We start from the raw sequence: 18,942 nt of genomic DNA on the forward strand, positions 1-18,942 counted from the left end.
GGTTATATTATCTATTCCTATATATACATAATCTCTTCAGAATTAATCATTCCATTATCATTGTCCGTACACTCATTAATCTCATCCTGATAACCAGCATAGCCTATATTCGAATGTTGTCTATGATAAGACACATTTTCATTAGATTGATTGTTGGCTAATAGTTGATAGGAAGGGTAATAACTGGAAGGTTGTTCATTATAAAGAATTTCAGTGGTGCTTTCATAGTCTAGATTTTTATTTTTCCCAAAATTAATTTTTTTATAGTCAGTGTATCCCCGATTTGTATCGCCAATATCACCACTACCTTGTTCGAAAAGTATTGTTTCTTCAATAGTATCAACTTGCGGAGAATAAGAAGCGAGAAAATCATTGTAACTATAGTTATAATCAATAGAAAAGAAAATATCCCCTTGAAAATTATGATGATCATTCGATAACATGCCAATTTCAGTGTCATTATGGAATATTTTTACTTTAGTGAAATATTTATCATTATCAGAAATTCTTACTATTTCATTATTTTTATCTCTTGGAATTTGATAATCATTTGGATCATATTTAAGTTTAAACAGAGTACCTTCTGTATATTGTTTAAAATCTATTAATCCAATATTAAGATGCTTATTTGAATGATCTTTTTTTTCGTATTGGTGGGCAAAAATGGGATCGATAAGTCTATATTCATCGGGTATGTCAGTATATTCAGTACCCTCTTGGTCACATACAGCTAATTTATAAGCGTTATCTTTTTTTATTAGCTTAAGATAAGTTATTTCCTTTGGTAATTGATAGCGAATGTTTTTACCATGATCATGAATAAATAAATCACTTCCATCAATAAGGTTATTGTTTTGGTCTCTTAATTCTTCATTAATATAAAATCCGATAGTTTTGAAATCATAAAATGCCTTATTTTCTTTATGGAGTTCTGCTTTATGTACATCATCTTCTGTACTCGCACTGCCTTTATTATCTAATAATTCACCTTTCTTGATGGTGTGACCATGTTCTTTTTGAAAGGCTGAATATTGAGCAAATGTAGAATCCTTATGATTGTATATTTTAGTATTTTTAAGTTGTAAAACTGGAAGCTTTTCTTGATTAATATGAGTAATATTTGGACTTAGTAATTCGTTTTTGTGTAAATGCGAAAAATCAAAATAGGGATCGTTATTAACTGCTCTACCATCGATAAATGCGGCTTTATATTGTCCATCTTCATTTTCAATCGCTAGGTAAGCTTTGTTATCATAATTAACATGAAATCGTTGTAGGCCATTATGAAAAATAAACATTTCATTATTTTCTTGGCCTTCAATTTGTTTAAATACACCGCTTTCACAAAGTAATTCGCTAACTTTTTCCTCTTCATTATATAAAGATAATGCACTAGCCATACCATTACCTAGTTTTTTAACGCTGAAAATGGTATCTAAAGGTCGATTGGTTAAGTCCGTATTGGTGAGTGTATTGGCATTAATTTGTATTAATTCAGCGATTATTTCATCTATTTTTTCATCAGTAATTGGTTCATTAGAGTTTTGTTTAGCGTATTTTGATTTTACAATTTGGCGTTGATATTGATATTCACTACTTTCAGTAAAATTTTTAGTACCGTCTTTATTGGTAAATATTAATTTAAATTCATTGTTATTTTTTTTAATTAATTTTAAATGGCGATAATCACTGTCTAAATTGATATCGATATGGATATTCTTTGCGGCTGAAGAGCAACGAATGTAATTACCAAAACCCATATATTCTACAGTAGCAAATTCTCCAACCAATTCTTTAGTTGTTAAATTTTTTATATTAGCGGTGTAATAATTTACATCTTTAATTTCGCCATCTATTATTTCTTTTTTGCTAGCAATAAATTTACCTTTAGTTACTTCTAAGGCATTTATTTTTTGCATGGCATTATCAGTATTATTTTCAGTAAGCCAATCTTTAAATTTATTATTTTCTTTTTTAATCAGTTTTAAATATTGTTCTGGATTTTCATTGTGTAAAATTTTATTTAATAATTCAGGGTTCTTATCATTTAAATACATGATAATAGCATGCCCTGCTTTATAAACCATGTCATTATCATGAAAGTTATCTGAATATTTTAATTCTAAAAGCTGATTTATATTTTTTGTTTTTATTTCATATTCAGTCAGATCAATGCTATTTGATTGAGAATTAAATTTTTTATCAGATAAATGCTCAATATAATCAGCGATACCTTCTGTTAATACATTAGGCAAACTACCAGCATTAGGTATATTAATATTAGTTAAATAGTGGGTGAATTCATGTTTGAGATTAAGAATGTTGCCTTGTTGATATATATAGATAGTTGGAGGATTATTTAGGTTTTCTTTATAGAACATTCCGCCTTCAGTGCCTAAACCTTTTTCTTTACCATAATATTGGTAATCTTCTTTATTATCGAAAATATATATTTCAAGAGGCTGTTCGCTTGGATTAATATTTTCTAAATTAGCTAATATTTTAAAATTATCTACAGTTTGTTCAAGTTCTTTGATTATTTTATTTTGTTTTTTGAGGGTGAGATTTTTATAATAAAGAATAACCTTTATATTTTCTGCTATAGTTATTTCTTGTTTTGAATTGTTGGTGTCGAAATAATAATCAAATTTGTTCGGTTGTTTTATTTTATAATCCACAAATTATCTCCAATTATATTAACAAATATCCATTTAAACAATAACATTTGTTAAGCTACATTTATTTTTGTGTTATTGCAAGTTTATTTTAATGTTTATAATATTGATGTTATTTTTAAAAAAATGTGTTTTTAAAGCTGTGTGTGGTGAATATTTTTATGAAATAGTTAATAAATAGTAAGTTTCACTATTTATTAACATGCCAGGTTGTTAATTATTTTTGTTAATATTTAACAGGATGAATCAGTTGAACATGCATAAATATCAAAACGATGATTTTTAGTTTTGATCGTCGTTTGTGGCGAGATTGCTGCGAGGGGGGATGCATAATTGGGTCGTTTAACAACCACACGGCGTTTAGCTATCGTCATTGCCGGCATTAAAAGGCTATCGGCATCTTCATCATTACCAACAAGAGATTGAAAAACGCGCATTTCTTTTTTTACTAAGGCACTTTTGGGTCGATGGGGATACATAGGATCGAGATAAACCACATCTGGGGCGGGTGATAGCGTTGCTAATGCATTAATACTTGAAGCATGTAGCAATGTCATTCTTTGTCTTAACCAGCTTCCTATTTCAGCATCAGCATAACCCCGCTCTAATCCGTCATCAAGCAGTGCCGCAACAACCGCATGACGTTCATACAGCCGTACTTGACAGCCTAGGCCAGCAAGGACAAAAGCATCTCTACCAAGTCCGGCAGTCGCATCAACAATAGTGGGTAAGTAAGATTTTTTAATGCCAACCGCTTTTGCGATAGCTTCATTTCGTCCACCACCAAATTTACGCCGGTGTCTCATTGCACCTGAAACAAAATCTACATAAATGCCGCCTAATTTAGGTTCGTCTAATTTTTTTAGCTGTAAATGCGCTGGTGTGAGTACTAATGCCATTAATGCAGTCGGTGAGTGTTTAAGTTGCCATTTATCTGCAATAGACGATAAGGCGCTTTGAGAAGCGCCGGGTTCACAAATTAATTGGATATCAATTGCCATTTATTCATTAATACCATAACTCTGTAACATTGCATCTAGCTTTGGTTTTCGTCCACGGAAACGTTCAAAAAGTACCATGGGTTCCTCTGAACCACCACGACTTAAAATATTATCAAGAAATGCTAATCCAGTACTGCGATTAAAAATACCTTCTTCGCTGAATCGTGAGAATGCATCGGCGGCTAAAACGTCGGCCCATAAATAACTATAGTAACCGGCCGCATAACCACCAGCAAAAATATGGCTAAATGCATGCGGGAAACGACTCCATTCTGGAGACGGTACTACTGCAACTTGTTGTTTAACCGATTGTAAGGTTGATAAAATTTGTCCGCTTTTTTGCGGCGAATATTCTGTATGTAAACGAAAATCAAATAAGCCAAATTCTAATTGACGAAGAATAAACATTGCAGCCTGATAATTTTTGGCTGCTAACATATTATCTAACATTGATTTTGGTAATGGTTCACCAGTTTCATAATGACCTGAAATAAAAGCAAGTGCTTCCGGTTCCCAACACCAATTTTCCATAAATTGACTTGGCAGTTCGATAGCATCCCAGGGTACACCATTAATGCCAGCAACATCCGCTACTTCAATTTGGGTTAACATATGGTGTAAACCATGGCCAAATTCATGGAATAGGGTAATAACTTCATCATGGGTAAACAGCGCCGGTTTATCACCAATGGGTTTGTTAAAATTACAGGTTAGGTAAGCCACCGGTTTTTGTTCGCTACCATCGGCATGTTTTAATTTGCCTGCACAATCATTCATCCAGGCACCGCCACGTTTATGTTCTCGGGCATAGAGATCTAAATAGAAGCTACCGCATAAATCACCGCGTTCATCATATAATTCGAAGAAACGCACATCGGGATGCCATATCTCCACATCATGACGTTCTTTAGCTGTCAAACCATAAATTCTGTTAATCACCTCGAACAGACCGTTTATAACCCGTTGTTCTGGAAAATAGGCACGTAGTTGTTCATTATCAATTGAAAATTTATGCTGTTTTTGCTTTTCACTGTAATAACCCAGATCCCAGGGCTCAAGTTTTTCAATCCCGTAGTGATCCTTAGCAAATTGGGACAATTCAGCAAGCTCTTTTTCACCTTGGTGGTAAGCTCGCTGGGCAAGATCGGTAAGAAAATCTAGCACCTGTTTGGGTGATTCGGCCATTTTAGTGGCTAGCGATTTTTCAGCAAAGTTATTAAAACCAAGTAATTGAGCTAATTCGTAACGTAAGGCTAAAATTTCGTCCATAACCTCGCTATTATCCCATTTGCCAGCATTTGGCCCCTGATCAGAAGCACGGGTGTTATAGGCATGATGCATTTCTTGGCGTAGCTCACGATTATCAGCATAAGTCATAATCGGCAGATAGCTTGGCATATCCAACGTGAATAACCAGCCTTCTTCTCCTTTAGAGTTAGCTAATGCTTTTGCTGCTAACAGCGCACTTTCTGGTATACCAGCAAGCTTGTCGCTATTTTTAATCAGTTTTGTCCAACCCATTGTTGCATCTAGGACATTATTGCTAAATTTAGTTTTTAATTCGGCAATTCGAATAGCAATTTCGCCATAACGCTTCTTTTTTTCTACAGGTAAACCAATTCCGGATAACTCAAAATCACGTAACGTATTTTCAATCGATTTACGTTGTGCTTGATTGAGTTTATCAAATTCAGCACTATTTTTTAGTGACTTATAAGCTTGATAAAGGCCGGTGTGTTGCCCCATCCAGGTACTAAATTCTGATAGCATAGGTAAACAGTTATCATAAACTTGTCGTAACTCATCACTATTTTTTACTGCATGGAGGTGACTAACGGGTGACCAAGCGCGGGATAGTCGGTTGTTAGCTTCTTCTAATGGTTGGCATAAATTGTTCCAGCTAAAGGTGCTATTTTCTTTAAGTATGGTCTCAATTGTCTGTCGATAGCCATCTAATACAGTGTTTACCGCTGGGATCACATCTTGCGGTGTGATGGTGGAAAAATGGGGTAACACCGATTTTGTTAGTAAAGGATTTGTCATAATAAAAACATCCTGTGATTAATTATCCTATTTGCTAGGTACAATTAAATATATAAGAGATGTGATTAAGATATGGCCACATACGGCTGAGTTCAATATTAGGCTAGATATTTTATCTAATTTTTTGCGAGATTGTTTAAATACATAGGTTTAGAATTTCTGCAAATAGGATTATAATGGTTACCAATTTTTCCATGGAAGATCATCGTCCCCGGTGGGGTGGCTGGACTTCAAATCCAGATGGGGCCGCCAGCGGTCCTTGGCAGGTTCGACTCCTGTGGTCTTCCACCAAATGAGTCAATCTAATTCTACTAATCTCTTATTAATATATCTATTTTTAATTCAACGGATATCAACGGTTCTGTTGCGTTGAGTGTTATCAAGTAAAATGCTGTTTTTTTTTTACCTATGTCTCTGATCTGAAATACTTTTAAATGCCTGAATTAGTCCATCAATATTATTGCTAAGTAGTATGGTCGCTGATATCTCACCTATTCACTGAACCTACATAATCGCGAAGAAATAATGGCTGAGTGCGGTATTATCGTTGACTATTCGCCTATATTGCTGGTTATCAGATTAACACCGATAGTAAATAAAGCATTTCGTCAGTATAAAGCTCCCTTAGACCGATGGTGGTGCGTCAATGAAGCTTATATCAACATCAAAGGCCAGTGGAGATATTTGGATCGGGCTGTTGCTACGTCACGGATGACTATCGATTTTCTGCTGACGGTTAAGTGGGATAGTGCTGCTGCGGTGTTTTTTTTCACAAGGTCATTCGTCATCACGGCCAATCCGAGGTAGTGACCATTGATAAAAGTGGTGCTAATACCGCAGCATTAGCTACTCTCAACACAGATAAATCTAAAGACCAAAATATTACTGTTAGGCAAAGTAAGTATTTATACAAGCGGGCAGAACAGAACCATCGAAATAACAAGCGACGTATACACTCTATGCTGTTTTTTAAGTCACTGGGGCGGGCGCAAACCTTGTTTGCAGTATCAAACTGATACTTATATTAAAAATGGGTTAGTTTCAACATTCGAAAGGGATGACTTGCCACAGGTTATCCTATTTTATTTGTTAGTTGCCTAAAAAAACAGCTCGACTTTAATTGATCGGCTGACGTTAATGCAACAAAAGCAAAATTGTTTATTCATTTATGTAATAATTGCACGCAGACAAAAACTAAACATTTAATTATAATTTTTAACATTTTGTTTTAATTAAATTCAAAAAATGGAATATAGCATGACATTTTTAATAAACTCAAACGTCCCATCATCTGCCTGGTTAGCATCTACTGCAGATTTTTCACAACGTAACAAAAGAGCGGCTGAAAATGTAGCTAATGAAGAAAAGGCAACAGATAATTTAATAAATTCAGACAGCATAATACCGCAAGATGGAGAAATGTCATCAACTTCATTGGCACATAACGCTGTCACCAAATACAAACATGCAAGTGTTGCGCTTATCAATCAATTGCATCATAAATTACCAACTGTCATAGCATTATCGCCAGACGATTTTTATCATGATGTTAACGATGAACAGGTTAGACTCTTATGTGGCCTGTTAACCGAAGAAGGCTATATCACTAGTCAACCTTGCGACATTATTTTAGTCCGTGAGTTGGTAAATCATGTCACTGATTATTTGACCCGCTTTAAAGATGATGAAGAGAAGATAGCCAAGCTCGTTAGGTTACTATTAAAACCATTAGGTGAATATGGTGCTAATCCAGGGGAAAAAATTTCTTCTGCCCGCCAGCAAGCGGTTATTGCTAATTGGTTACAATATGCAGTATTAGGTATGTCATGTGAGGCATGGATACTAGAACAAGTCAGTGACATAAAATCACAGGGGGATTCACTATTCCACCATTCCAGTTTGCAAGGTCGGTTATTCAATCAACTCAATAGTCAGAGTGAGTCTGGCAAATTGTCGCCTGAAACCTGCGCTTATTTTCAACAGCACGTCGTTAACCGTATCATGCCAACTTTTATGCCACAGGTTGAGAAGCATAAGGATGGGGAAAAACTATCCGGGGTGATGATAAATCAACCAGAATGGGGCTATTTGCATGCTGGGCTGACACTATTACAGGAGAGTGGTGCTGACATTAAGGGCATGAGTCTGGAAGAGATTAACAATAACGGTATGCTGCTGGCCGCACTTTTGCAGGAGAAGATTTTGCCAGCTGAATATAATCGATACTTTAAAATACCGGCTCTAATCCATGAGCGATTAAATAGCGAACAGACCACCACCCCAACGTTGGAAATGACCGACGTTTATGCCAATTATTTTGATTATTTAATCCAATCTGAACAAAACAATCCCTTCATTAAATTGATTAACTTATCACAAAATTGGAAGTCCCGGCCCGAACTAGCTAGTCAAAAATTAACAGCGCATAATATCCCTAGCAGTTGGTTAAATGTCTATTTGGATCAAAATAGAGAGGTTACTATTGAAAATGAACAGGGAGAAACGTTTTTATTACCTAACATAGATGAAGTTTTTGCCGAGCAGAACCAACAAATTGCTAAATTTACCGAACAGACAGACAGGATTATGCTACCCCTGGCTTTTAATTCAATCAAACAAGATGAGCAAGTCTTTATTGAACGGGCTGACATTAAACTGGTGAAGGCCGAATTTAATGCTATTGGTAGTTATCGAAGCATCCCTATGCGAGGAGCAAGGCGAGGAATGGCTGCGGGTGGATTAATAACCCGGGTGCCTGAATCAATTGATTTGCTACAGTGTAAGTTTAATGGCGAACAACGTATGTACGCATTAACCCTGGAGCAGGATGGAGGGCGTTATAGATTATATCGTGTGGATGAAGATAAACAGTCAATTCTTGGCCTATTTGGTCATGATGGTCGAGCCTATAATGATGATTATAAATTAAAAACCCATCCTATCATGCCTTTAAAAACAGCAAATGATAAAGCCGATATTCTGTTTGAAAAGTTGGCTAAGCGGCATGGTGAAAAATTAGCTGCACAACTGCAAGAGGAAGGTTATCAGGAAACCACCCGGCAAAAAGTCGAGGCTTTTTTCTTAAGTCTTATTCCCTTCTATACCATGATCACTGAGGCACAAAAGGGGAACAAAGGGAAGGCGGTTCTGGCGGGCTCACTTGATCTCTTAAGTTTTTTACCATTTATCGGCAAAGGTGCTCAAGTTGGTAGCCGGTTTAGCATCGCAATGGGAGAAGCGGCAATAAAAGGGCTACGAACCGGATTAGCACAGGCTACAATCAGACAAGCATTACGTGAAGGTGGAAAACAGTTTGTTAAGTTTGGTATTCCTCATATAGCTAATCGTTTGCCGGCTAAAACTTATATTAACTTAGGGATCACTTTTTTACGTAGTGCGGATCCGGGTTTTGAATTACTCACCTCGGGCGGCATAAGAGGAGTTAATGCGTTAAAAAATGCGGCGCGGCAACTACAACATGAAATTAAAGGATTAAACCCATTAATCAAGGCGTTGGAAAAAAAGACACAAGATTTGGCTGCTGAGTCAGTTAAATCGTTTAAGATGGAGACCGCTTATCATCCTGAATTGGGAAAAGAAGTTCAGATCGTAAATATCGGCCAGCAGCAAGGTAAAGACATTTGGGTACAAGTCAATTTGGAAAACAATACCCTTTTTGGTCGAAAATATCGGCTTAATTCAACGGGGGAGCTGGAATTAGCACCGGTATCAATCCGTGAGCGGTTGTATCAACTAAAAACCCAAGGAATGGGGGGGAAAGGAGCGAACAAAGCGGCTCAAAGATGGACTGCCGAAACGAAGCGGGTAACCGGATCGGCAACAAATGCTGAGCGACTCTATAAGCTAAAAGAATTAATTGGTAATCGGGAAGCTAACACTGTTATCAATTTAACCAATGCGGATTTGAGTAATATAAACTTTAGCAATTATTTTAATATGTTTAATGTAAAAATAGACCTCTCATCCGCTGACCTAACTGGCATTAATTTACGTAATAGTAAGCTATATCAAATTAAGCTGAAAAAAGCTAAATTGGATGTTGCTAATTTGTCACAAAGCAGTCTCATGCATTCAAATTTAACCAAAGCGTCAATGATGAGCGCTAACCTACGTGACGCTAAATTGAATGAGGCTATTCTGAGGAAGGTTGATTTAGGGTCTGCTGATCTGACAAAAGCGATCCTAGACGGTGTTGATTTGACAGAAGCTAAACTCATGAATAGCAAGCTGGCAGATGCGCGGATGATTTTCACTAAATTAAATAACGCTGATTTATATAGCGCTAATTTAAATAATGCATTACTGATTTATGCTGATCTGACGCAAGCGAATCTAACTGGCGCTAATTTGACTGCTGCGGATATGACAGCAGCGATACTCACTAAAAACAAATTAACTGGCTCTGAATTAAGAAATGCTAATTTAACTAAAGCTAAACTGAAAAAAGCTAACTTGACTAATGCGAATATGTCAGGGGCTTCGATGTTGGAGGCTGATTTAACGGAAGCTACACTGATAAATACGAACTTGTCAGGGGCTGATTTAAGTGACGCGACACTGAAAGAATTATGGATTTTGGGTGCTAATTTTACCGGTGCTAAACTAAACAATACCTCCTTTACGCTTGCCCTGCCTAAATGGACTGAAAATAACCTAAACACGGCACTTAATCATTTTGATAATAAAATTAGTCTGTTAACCACTATTGACAGCATTGATAATCAATATAGCGAATTAAAAAACAAACTGGCGCTACAATTAATCCGTTCTCTTGACAAACCTAGCCTCAATCTTACCAATGTCACATTTCCATTATTAGACATTCTTAGCAAAGAACCATTTATAATCAATCAGGATATTTCTCTATTTGTTAATAAGCTAGTAGCGAATTTAGAAAATCATGCATCACAATTTTTTTCAGCAGCTGAAACGGCTTTCCATCCTGTTTTTAAAACCAATATAAAAGTAACTAAAATTGGCCAACAACAGGGTAATGACATCTGGATGCAGATAGATCCGAAAAGAGGTGCCCTTTTTGGTGAAAAATATTATCGCGATACTGAAAATAATCTGCAATTGGCGCCGGTTGAAGTACAAAAGCAATTTTTAGTTGCTCAACCACTCTCTGAAAGTCAGGGAAAAAAAGTTTTTATAGAACAAAAAGCGCTATCTAGTACTATATCTACGACAGGATCCGCTTTTTATGCGAATAAACCGTCACCTCTTGAGCAATCTTTATCTCGTGACGATCTTGATTGGATTCTAACCTCAATCCTGAGACCAGCTAAGGAATTAAATGCAAAAGGACCCTGTGGGCTTACATCAGCAGGGATTTTCACCTATTTAAATGGCGGAGGGAGAGAGTTAGCAAATACCTTTTTCCATGAGGTTATAAATAATGCCAAGCATGGAAGAGAGAGTGGCATGCTAGCATCAGACTTAATAAATAGATTAGTAAACAATGGTACAGAGGTTAACGTAGATATTTATTTGAAAAGCATTCCTGATAAACCTAGGGTTACGCATGGATATTTAGCTGCTGAATTAGGGGATATAGCGCGAGAACATCTTTTCGATATTAACGCTATTCGCGCTAAAATAGATAGTATGCCGCCTGGGGAAAGTCAAATGTTTTTTATTGATAATTCCCACGTGATTACGCTAGCACGAGACAATGATAATAAACTATGGCTATTTGATACAGCACTTAACCCCAAAATGAGCAACTTCCCAGGATTTGAAGATTTCACAGAATTTCAAGACGTCACAAAATCAGGAGAAAACTATGCTACTGATTTAGAAGCACAAGCTATTTTAGATAAGTATTTGCAACGTATACAAACCCAACCTGTAATTGTTAGCATAAAACATAAATAATTGATAATAAGTTGACATCCTCCACGTCCTTTAGGGCGTGGAGGATGTCAACTGTTTCTAGACTAGCAAAACTTAAATATTCACTAAACAAACCACTATTTTCAATCAAATTATTGCTGAGATTAACCACGATTTTATTTTTAGGAAAATCAATAAAACTAAGCGAATAACAATTCATTATCTAAATGCAATAACGCAATAACCATGCATTAACTAATAACAATTCAAAATAGTTATTCCATTAACAATTTAACCTGGTGACCAGTTTTGGATGTTTATAAAACGCCAAATACATTGGGAAATGTGAAACTATGCACAAAAATAAACAAATAAAGAAGATAACGTATTAAAACCGTTATTTGCGCTAGGTTAATGATATGTATATGAATTTTTAAAAATACTAACGATAACTGCCATTTTGTTCTGGGTTACTAATCGTGTTTCAAATTGGTAGTGAAAGTGAAAATTCTCAATTCTCAGAGGTTGTAACGCTACAACCTAAAAAAGCCGTCCACATTTAATACTTCCCCGCATAAGTGAGGTTTGAAGGTGCTTGATATCGCCGGTTGACTGAGCAAATACAAATAAATATTGAAATACCAAATCGTCTCGAGAGGTAGTTCGTGGTCACCAAACGATGGCTTAGTTTGGTGTTGTAGCGTCACTTTTCTAGATTAATTAGCCGTGTGCTGGGTGATGCCGCGCTCATTCAGCATGATGTTGACAGTGAACATGCTATGGATTGTTTAGATCTTACGCGGTCGATCAGTAGGTGAGAGCGCCACTATATCAGCAGTAAGTATAAAAAAATGTTCTGGTGTAAGCGGATAACACAAAATGTAAGTTGATGTGGTAATTGCTGAAATAACAGTCTAATGGAACATTTGTTAGCCAAAATAGAGTGTGAACTCTAAAGCGACCGTTTAAACAAACTGGATAATTTGGGCTAACCATTACAGAACCTATGACGCAATGCACTTTATTTGATTGAGCATGCATTAGATTGATAAGTGTTTTTGCGGTTAAGCAAATGTAATAACCACCGGCTGTCTACTATCAACAAAAATCTAGCAATGCAGCGGAGTTACCCTTTCTCACAAAATATAAGGAAAATAAAGACCATGACACAATGGGTTGCGACTAAGTGGGAAAATGCGTTTTATTTGTCCGATAAATCATCTGATAACGCTGAAATTTCCAATACCCTTTTTTTCAATAAAATTAACCGGTAAACTTAATCGTGAAATGTTTATGTTGGCTGTGTCCCACGCACTAAAGCAACCAAGCTTTCAGTGCACGTTTTTATGGCAAAACGAATTAATCAAACGCCAGGTAGAGGTGTCGACACAAGGTGAGTATTATGATTTTTCACAGCATCATTCACCGCAGCAGTCTGGACAAGATAATCTTAATACGCTTTACCAGCAGCGATTGGTGCCTGGCGTGACGCCACTATTTAAATGGTGCTTATGCTATCTGGGTGAAAACGATCAGCAGATGGAACATGTGTTAAATCTTGTTATTCATCATCTAATCATTGATGGCACTTCATTTCGTCAGCTTATGAGTAATGTCCAGCGTTTTTATCAATTATTAGTAGAATCTCAACCATTACCTAAATGGCCATCTCCAGCAGGTTATTTCACCAGTCAGCAGCCAGAAAATAGTTTAACTCAATCAGAGTTGGTGTTGGCGGAACAGCGTGCACGAGATTTAATCGGTCAACAGTGTCAATTAATGCTACCCCGCAATGCGAAACAAAATGAAAAGGTAAAAAGTAAAACGTTATCTTTATCTGAGTATATTGGGAAGGGTATTCAGGTTTTAGCCGACCAGCACAATGTAACTCGGCATATTATTTTGCAGGCAATATTTGTTGGTTTACTTCATCGTTTATCGAGCCAAAATGATATTGTCATGCTCTCGCCAGTGAGTATGCGCCCACTCTCTCACCGGGAAGAAGGCGGATGTTGGGTCAACACGGTCATTTTAAATCACCATTTTACCGCAGATTTGAGCTGGTCTAATCTTTTTGAACAAATTAGTTTGCAACGTAAACGCTGGAAAGAGGTAAAGCACATCCCTTTGGCAAATATTATTGGGGCGTTGCGTAAACAGAAAAAAGATTATTCACTAGAGCGGTTCAATCTGATGTTTGCTGAAACGATAGCATTAAACCATAGCTATCGTTTCAGTGATGGCGTCACTGTTTGTGAAAATTATGAATTTATCGAAAGCAGTAATGACCTACAACTAATGTATTGTCAGGCAGAAAATGGTGAAATTCATTTACGTTTAAATATTGCGCCAAGTATTAATCGGGATGGGCTATTTAATGCTTTTATGGCGCAATATCAATCAGCGTTAAATACGGTGTTGGTAAATTCTGACCAGCGTATCAGCGATTTGCAACTGCTTACGCCGAGCATGATAGCCAATATACATCAACGTAATGTTACTGCCGTAGCCTGGCCTGCCCATACGTTGGCACAACAATTTTATACTCATGTGTTAGAACAGCCGGATCATACTGCGCTTATCGATGATGTAACCGGTCAAGAGTGGAGTTATGGCCAGCTCCATCATCTTGCTACCCATATCGCGACCCATTTAAACACCATGTTTAATGATCCGCGTCAAATGATTGTGATGTTGCATATTGAACCTCTGGCGCAGTTGGTGATTGCTATTCTGGCGGTGCAGTATGCAGGCATGATTTATTACTGTATTGATCATAGTGCGCCGGAGGAGCGTAAAGCGGTGATGAAGGGCGTAGTACAGCCCGATTTATTGTTAGTTGATCAACCACAAATGTTTGCTCTGGCATTACCACAATTGGAAATTTCCCTCTTGCTAGAAGAAGCGCAGGCGTCGCTGCTTGACGCCATATCTCCCTTGAACCAGAGACCCAAAGGTTCGGTCGAAGATCTAAGTCACTTAATTTTTACCTCAGGTACCACAGGCACGCCCAAAGGCGTGGCATTATCCCACCGGTCAGTAATGAGTACCTTATATCAGCCGCTACATCTGCCAGTTTCGCAGCGTGTTCTCTATTCCGCTAATGAAACTTTTGATTGTGCAACGCTGCAGTTATGGTCAGCTTGGATCCATGGTGCGACGGTTATCACTCCAGAACGAAAAGCCATTACTGATCCACAAAGAATGCAGCAGCTGATTGTTAATTATCAACCAGACAATATTTTCTTAACGACGGGACTATTTGATAGCTACATGCAATCTGGTAAGGCCGCGCTTTTATCAACCGTTGATACGTTGATTTTCGGTGGTGATGTTGTTAACCCTACAGCGGTGCGTGCTGCCCAGCAGGCCGGGGTCAAAAATTTGTTTAATATCTATGGTCCAGCGGAAACTTGTGTTTACAGTTTTGCTTATGCTGCATATGGCGAAATCAACGGCCCTGTTCCGCTTGGCTGGGTTTCCAATAATATGCAGGTCTATATTCTTGACTCGCAACAGCAACATGTTCCTTATGGTGCGATTGGTGAACTCTATTTTGTTGGGCAAGGATTAGCGCTTGGTTACCATCAGCGGCCAGATTTAGATAAAAATGCATTTGTTGAAATAACCCTACCGGGCACTAAGGAAGAAAAAGTTAGCGCTTATCGCAGCGGCGATTACGGTTACTGGAGCGAAGAGGGATTGATTTTTGTTGGACGACGCGATGATCAGGTCAAAATCAGGGGCTACCGTGTTGAATTAAAAGAGGTGCGTCTGGTACTGGAAGACGTACCTGGTGTTATTCTCGGTGTGGTGATTGCGCCGGGAGAAGCTGGCCATCGGCAACTACATGGCTTTTATATCAGTAATGCTCCGTTGGATAGCAACCAAGTGCGTAAAGAGCTAGCTAACAAATTGCCGGAATATATGGTTCCGCGTTATCTGCAGCAAATTGAAAAATTCCACTGACGGTGAACGGTAAATTTGATTTGCGTGCCTTAGAGGCGATGCGGGTAATTGAAAGGCCGCGCAACGACAAATTTATTGCACCTCGCAATGATATTGAGATGAAACTGTATACGCTTTTTTCGCAGCTTTTTCTGAATGTGACAATTGATATCCATAGCCATTTTTTTGAACTTGGTGGTGCATCGCTGGATGCATTAAGGCTGGTAAATCTGGTTGAAAAAGAGATTGGCCAACTGCTTTCTCTAACTGAATTAATTCGTTATCCAACTATTGAGCAACTAGCGGTTTTACTACGGACACGCGCTAGAGGTAGTCAGCCACAAAATATGCGCGCAGAAAATTTAATGACCTTTCGTGACGGCAAGCGCCACCTTATCTGTATCCATCCAGGTGGCGGTACTGCTTATTGTTATCTTAAGCTGGCTAATGCACTTAATCGTGATCTGGGTATACATGGTATTCAGGCGCAAGGTTTAAAAGAGGGAGAGTCATTTTTACCCAGTTTTGATGCGATGGCAGACCATTACCTCAGTCAAATTGAACATCTAATCAGTCAACCGCATATACTATGCGGTTGGTCATTAGGGGGGCTGATGGCGCTATTAATGGCGCGTAAGCTTCAGCAACGAGGCTTTCACCATAGCAAAATTATTATGTTCGATACCGGCTACCCTTATCCCGAGATGGTGCGCTGCATCCCCCAAATGCGATTGGATGAGTTTAAACAGAAACTATGTCGTTTTGATGGCATATTTCCAGATATTCGTGAAGAGGATATTGATCGTTATCACCGCTTATACAATCACCACCGTCTGTTACTTACCGGTATAACTGAGGTTCCTCATTTTTCTGGCCGTGCCTGGTTGATTCAGGTACGTGACAAAGAGTACACCTTTGATATTGAACGTGCTGCCGCATCCTGGCGTCAGGTTATTCCTCAGTTAGTTGCATTGCCCACTTCAGGTAATCACTGGTCGTTAATGGATCCACCCCACGTACAAAAAGTGGCGGCGATGGTGGAAGATATAATGGCCGAACATTGTCAAGAGATGGTTGAGGATGTCTGCCTATGAACATCGAAAAACCGCAGAATTTACTGGCTGCTTTTCACCATTGGCGGCAAGCAACACCTGAAGCCAATGCTTGGGTCGATGCACAGCAGTGTTTGAGCTATCGTGAACTGGATGAGAAAAGCGCTACGTTGGCCGCCAAACTGGCTGTTTTGGTTGAAAAACCTGGCGATATTATTGTCCTGCATTTGGAAAAAGGTGCCGATATGGCGATAGCCATAATGGCTGTAATAAAGCTGGGGGCAAGTTATCTCTGCGTTGAACCCAATGCACCTCAAGCTCGCTTAGAACAACTATTAGAGGATGTAGCGCCGGCGCTGGTTCTGACGGCATCTGTTGTAAATTGTGCTGTACCGCAAACCACCCGCTGTGTTCATTATAGTCAGTTGCCTGAAGCTAGTCCTATAAGTAAATTTCAAGGGTACCATTCAACACCACAGGCTTGTGCCTGCCTGTTTTATACCTCTGGTACCACTGGAAAGCCGAAAGCAGTGGCTGTTAGTCACCAAGGGATCATTCATATGGCCTGGCAGCCAGATTATGTCACTATCCTACCGGGTCAGGGGGTAGGCTCAGTTTCGACGCCCGCTTTTGATGCTTTCAGTTTTGATTTTTGGGCAGCGTTAACCAATGGGGCATATACAGTCATGCTCACGCCAGATATGCTTTGTTATCGGGGAAACGATAATGACCTCAAGCCTGCTGCTACGGTGAATGTGCTATTTATCACCACGGCATTATTCCACTCATTGATATCGGGCTCAGCCCCTTTGCTCGCTTCGATAAGTTACTTATTAGTGGGAGGAGAGGCGCTGAGACCGAAAGCTGTTCGCCAGTTTTATCGTCGGTTTATGCCAAATCCACCCCAACTGATCCAGGTTTATGGACCTACAGAATGCAGTACTTTTGCTACTGCTTGGCCAGTTCCGCAGAATTTCATTGGTGACCGACTGCCGATCGGGCAAGGGATCGGACAAACGCAGTGTTGGGTTTTGACACCGGAAGGGGAACTGGTTAGCGAGGACGAAAGTGGTGAGCTTTATCTTTCTGGGCCAGGCTTGGCTTTGGGCTATTACGCAGATGAGCAAACCACTTGTCAGAAGTTTGTCGACTGCCATTTTACTTCCACACCCGTTTGTTGTTATCGCACCGGTGACAAGGTACGCTGGAACAATCAGGGTCAACTGGAGTGGTTGGCACGCATTGATAGTCAGGTCAAAGTTCGCGGCTTTCGCGTTGATCTTAATGAGCTGGAACAGCATATTCTCTCGGCACCGGACGTTGAGGCGGCAGTCGTGTTGACGCGTGAAAATGAGGTTTCCATTGAGTTAGTGGCGTTTGTCAGTGGAAGTGCTGATCAACTGATAGATTTTCTTAAATCACGCGTTCCCGGTTGGATGCTTCCCCATGAAGTACATAGATTACCTGCTCTGCCCTTGACACAAAATGGCAAGATTGATCGCCAGGCCTTATTTCAATCCTTAACTGTGCAAAATCTGTCAAAAAAGATACAACCGGTTAGTGAGCATGACGCTGAGGCGGCACTGCGTAGTCTATTGCGCCACGATAATTTCAACTTGCAACTTTCTTTAATGGATAACGGTGGTGATTCGCTGACAGCTATAAGAATGTTATCGGCCTGGCAAGTTCCAACAGGTCAGGCGCTAGTCACTGCCGCTGAATTACTCTATACCACGCCGGTCAGTGCGGTATTAACCAGGCTGCAGCCTGTAGTTAAACAAGCAACTATTATGCTTGATAACGATATTAGTCATGAGGCCTCTAGCAAACAATTGCGTATGTGGTTTTTACAGCAGCGTGATCCCAGTCTATATGCTTATGCAACGCCTTTTCAGTTTGAATTTCAGGGCCAGATGGACGAGAAATGCCTTGAGCAGGCGCTACAAATACTGGTAGAACGCCATGGCGCTTTCCGTACCCTGCTTGAATTTGACATAAATACGCAACAGCTAATGCAACGGATTGTTCCGTACAGTGATTTCACCCTTGTGCATCAACAAGTGAGCGATGAATGCTGGTCTAACTGGGCTAAAGCGTGGTTCAGACAACCTTTTCAGTTAGGTCAAGAGGTTGCTCTGCGTGCTTGTTTACTCACCACAGATAACGATCGGCAAGTGCTGTTGCTGAATATGCATCATGCATTGATTGATGGTGAGTCGATGAATATTTTACTCCGTGAACTGAGCCAGTGTTATACGGCCTTACAGCACGACCAACAACCTGGCTTGCTTCCATCTTAACCTCCAAAGGGTACTCCCACCGACATAAGGTGGGAGGGGAATTTGGTCGGGCTTGAAAAGCCCGAAG

At 39.0% G+C, this 18,942-nt stretch carries 7 protein-coding genes, 1 tRNA gene and 1 pseudogene; 6 read left to right on the forward strand and 3 right to left on the reverse strand.

What is annotated here, in order from left to right:
- Positions 1-17: 17 nt before the first annotated feature.
- From H1X92_RS06125 to prlC, 3 genes are all read right to left on the reverse strand, one after another.
- Positions 18-2,678, reverse strand: a complete 2,661-nt coding sequence (locus H1X92_RS06125) for a hypothetical protein (RefSeq protein ID WP_180559318.1) — start codon at positions 2,676-2,678, stop codon at positions 18-20.
- 230 nt (positions 2,679-2,908) lie between these two features.
- Complete coding sequence (gene rsmJ, locus H1X92_RS06130; RefSeq protein WP_259371263.1) at positions 2,909-3,670, reverse strand: 16S rRNA (guanine(1516)-N(2))-methyltransferase RsmJ; 762 nt, start codon at positions 3,668-3,670, stop codon at positions 2,909-2,911.
- Positions 3,671-3,676: 6 nt separating this feature from the next.
- Positions 3,677-5,719: an oligopeptidase A gene (prlC, locus tag H1X92_RS06135; protein WP_180559320.1), complete on the reverse strand. Its 2,043-nt coding sequence runs from the start codon at positions 5,717-5,719 to the stop codon at positions 3,677-3,679.
- A gap of 196 nt (positions 5,720-5,915) precedes the next feature.
- Between prlC and H1X92_RS06140 the strand changes: the two genes are divergently transcribed.
- The 6 genes and pseudogenes from H1X92_RS06140 (at position 5,916) to H1X92_RS06165 (ending at position 18,875) form a co-directional block, all read left to right on the forward strand.
- Positions 5,916-6,010 (forward strand) — tRNA-Sec (locus H1X92_RS06140).
- Between the two features lie 192 nt (positions 6,011-6,202).
- Positions 6,203-6,717: pseudogene (locus H1X92_RS06145) on the forward strand (IS6 family transposase); the annotation flags it as partial.
- Positions 6,718-6,976: 259 nt separating this feature from the next.
- Complete coding sequence (locus H1X92_RS06150) at positions 6,977-11,617, forward strand: pentapeptide repeat-containing protein (protein WP_180559321.1); 4,641 nt, start codon at positions 6,977-6,979, stop codon at positions 11,615-11,617.
- A 1,152-nt stretch (positions 11,618-12,769) separates the two neighbouring features.
- Entirely contained in the window at positions 12,770-15,544 is a 2,775-nt protein-coding gene (locus H1X92_RS06155; protein ID WP_180559322.1) for an amino acid adenylation domain-containing protein, read from the forward strand.
- 20 nt (positions 15,545-15,564) lie between these two features.
- Positions 15,565-16,617: a thioesterase domain-containing protein gene (locus H1X92_RS06160; RefSeq protein ID WP_180559323.1), complete on the forward strand. Its 1,053-nt coding sequence runs from the start codon at positions 15,565-15,567 to the stop codon at positions 16,615-16,617.
- Positions 16,614-18,875: an amino acid adenylation domain-containing protein gene (locus H1X92_RS06165; protein ID WP_180559324.1), complete on the forward strand. Its 2,262-nt coding sequence runs from the start codon at positions 16,614-16,616 to the stop codon at positions 18,873-18,875. Before H1X92_RS06160 ends, H1X92_RS06165 begins: the two co-directional genes overlap by 4 nt.
- Positions 18,876-18,942: the final 67 nt, after the last annotated feature.

The organism is Arsenophonus endosymbiont of Apis mellifera, assembly GCF_903968575.1.
Classification (GTDB): domain Bacteria; phylum Pseudomonadota; class Gammaproteobacteria; order Enterobacterales; family Enterobacteriaceae; genus Arsenophonus; species Arsenophonus apicola.

Coding starts and splice junctions, on each gene's coding strand:
- H1X92_RS06165 (WP_180559324.1), top strand. CDS start 16,614: ATGAACATCGAAAAACCGCAGAATTTACTGGCTGCTTTTCACCATTGG.
- prlC (WP_180559320.1), bottom strand. CDS start 5,719: ATGACAAATCCTTTACTAACAAAATCGGTGTTACCCCATTTTTCCACC.
- H1X92_RS06150 (WP_180559321.1), top strand. CDS start 6,977: ATGACATTTTTAATAAACTCAAACGTCCCATCATCTGCCTGGTTAGCA.
- H1X92_RS06155 (WP_180559322.1), top strand. CDS start 12,770: ATGCGTTTTATTTGTCCGATAAATCATCTGATAACGCTGAAATTTCCA.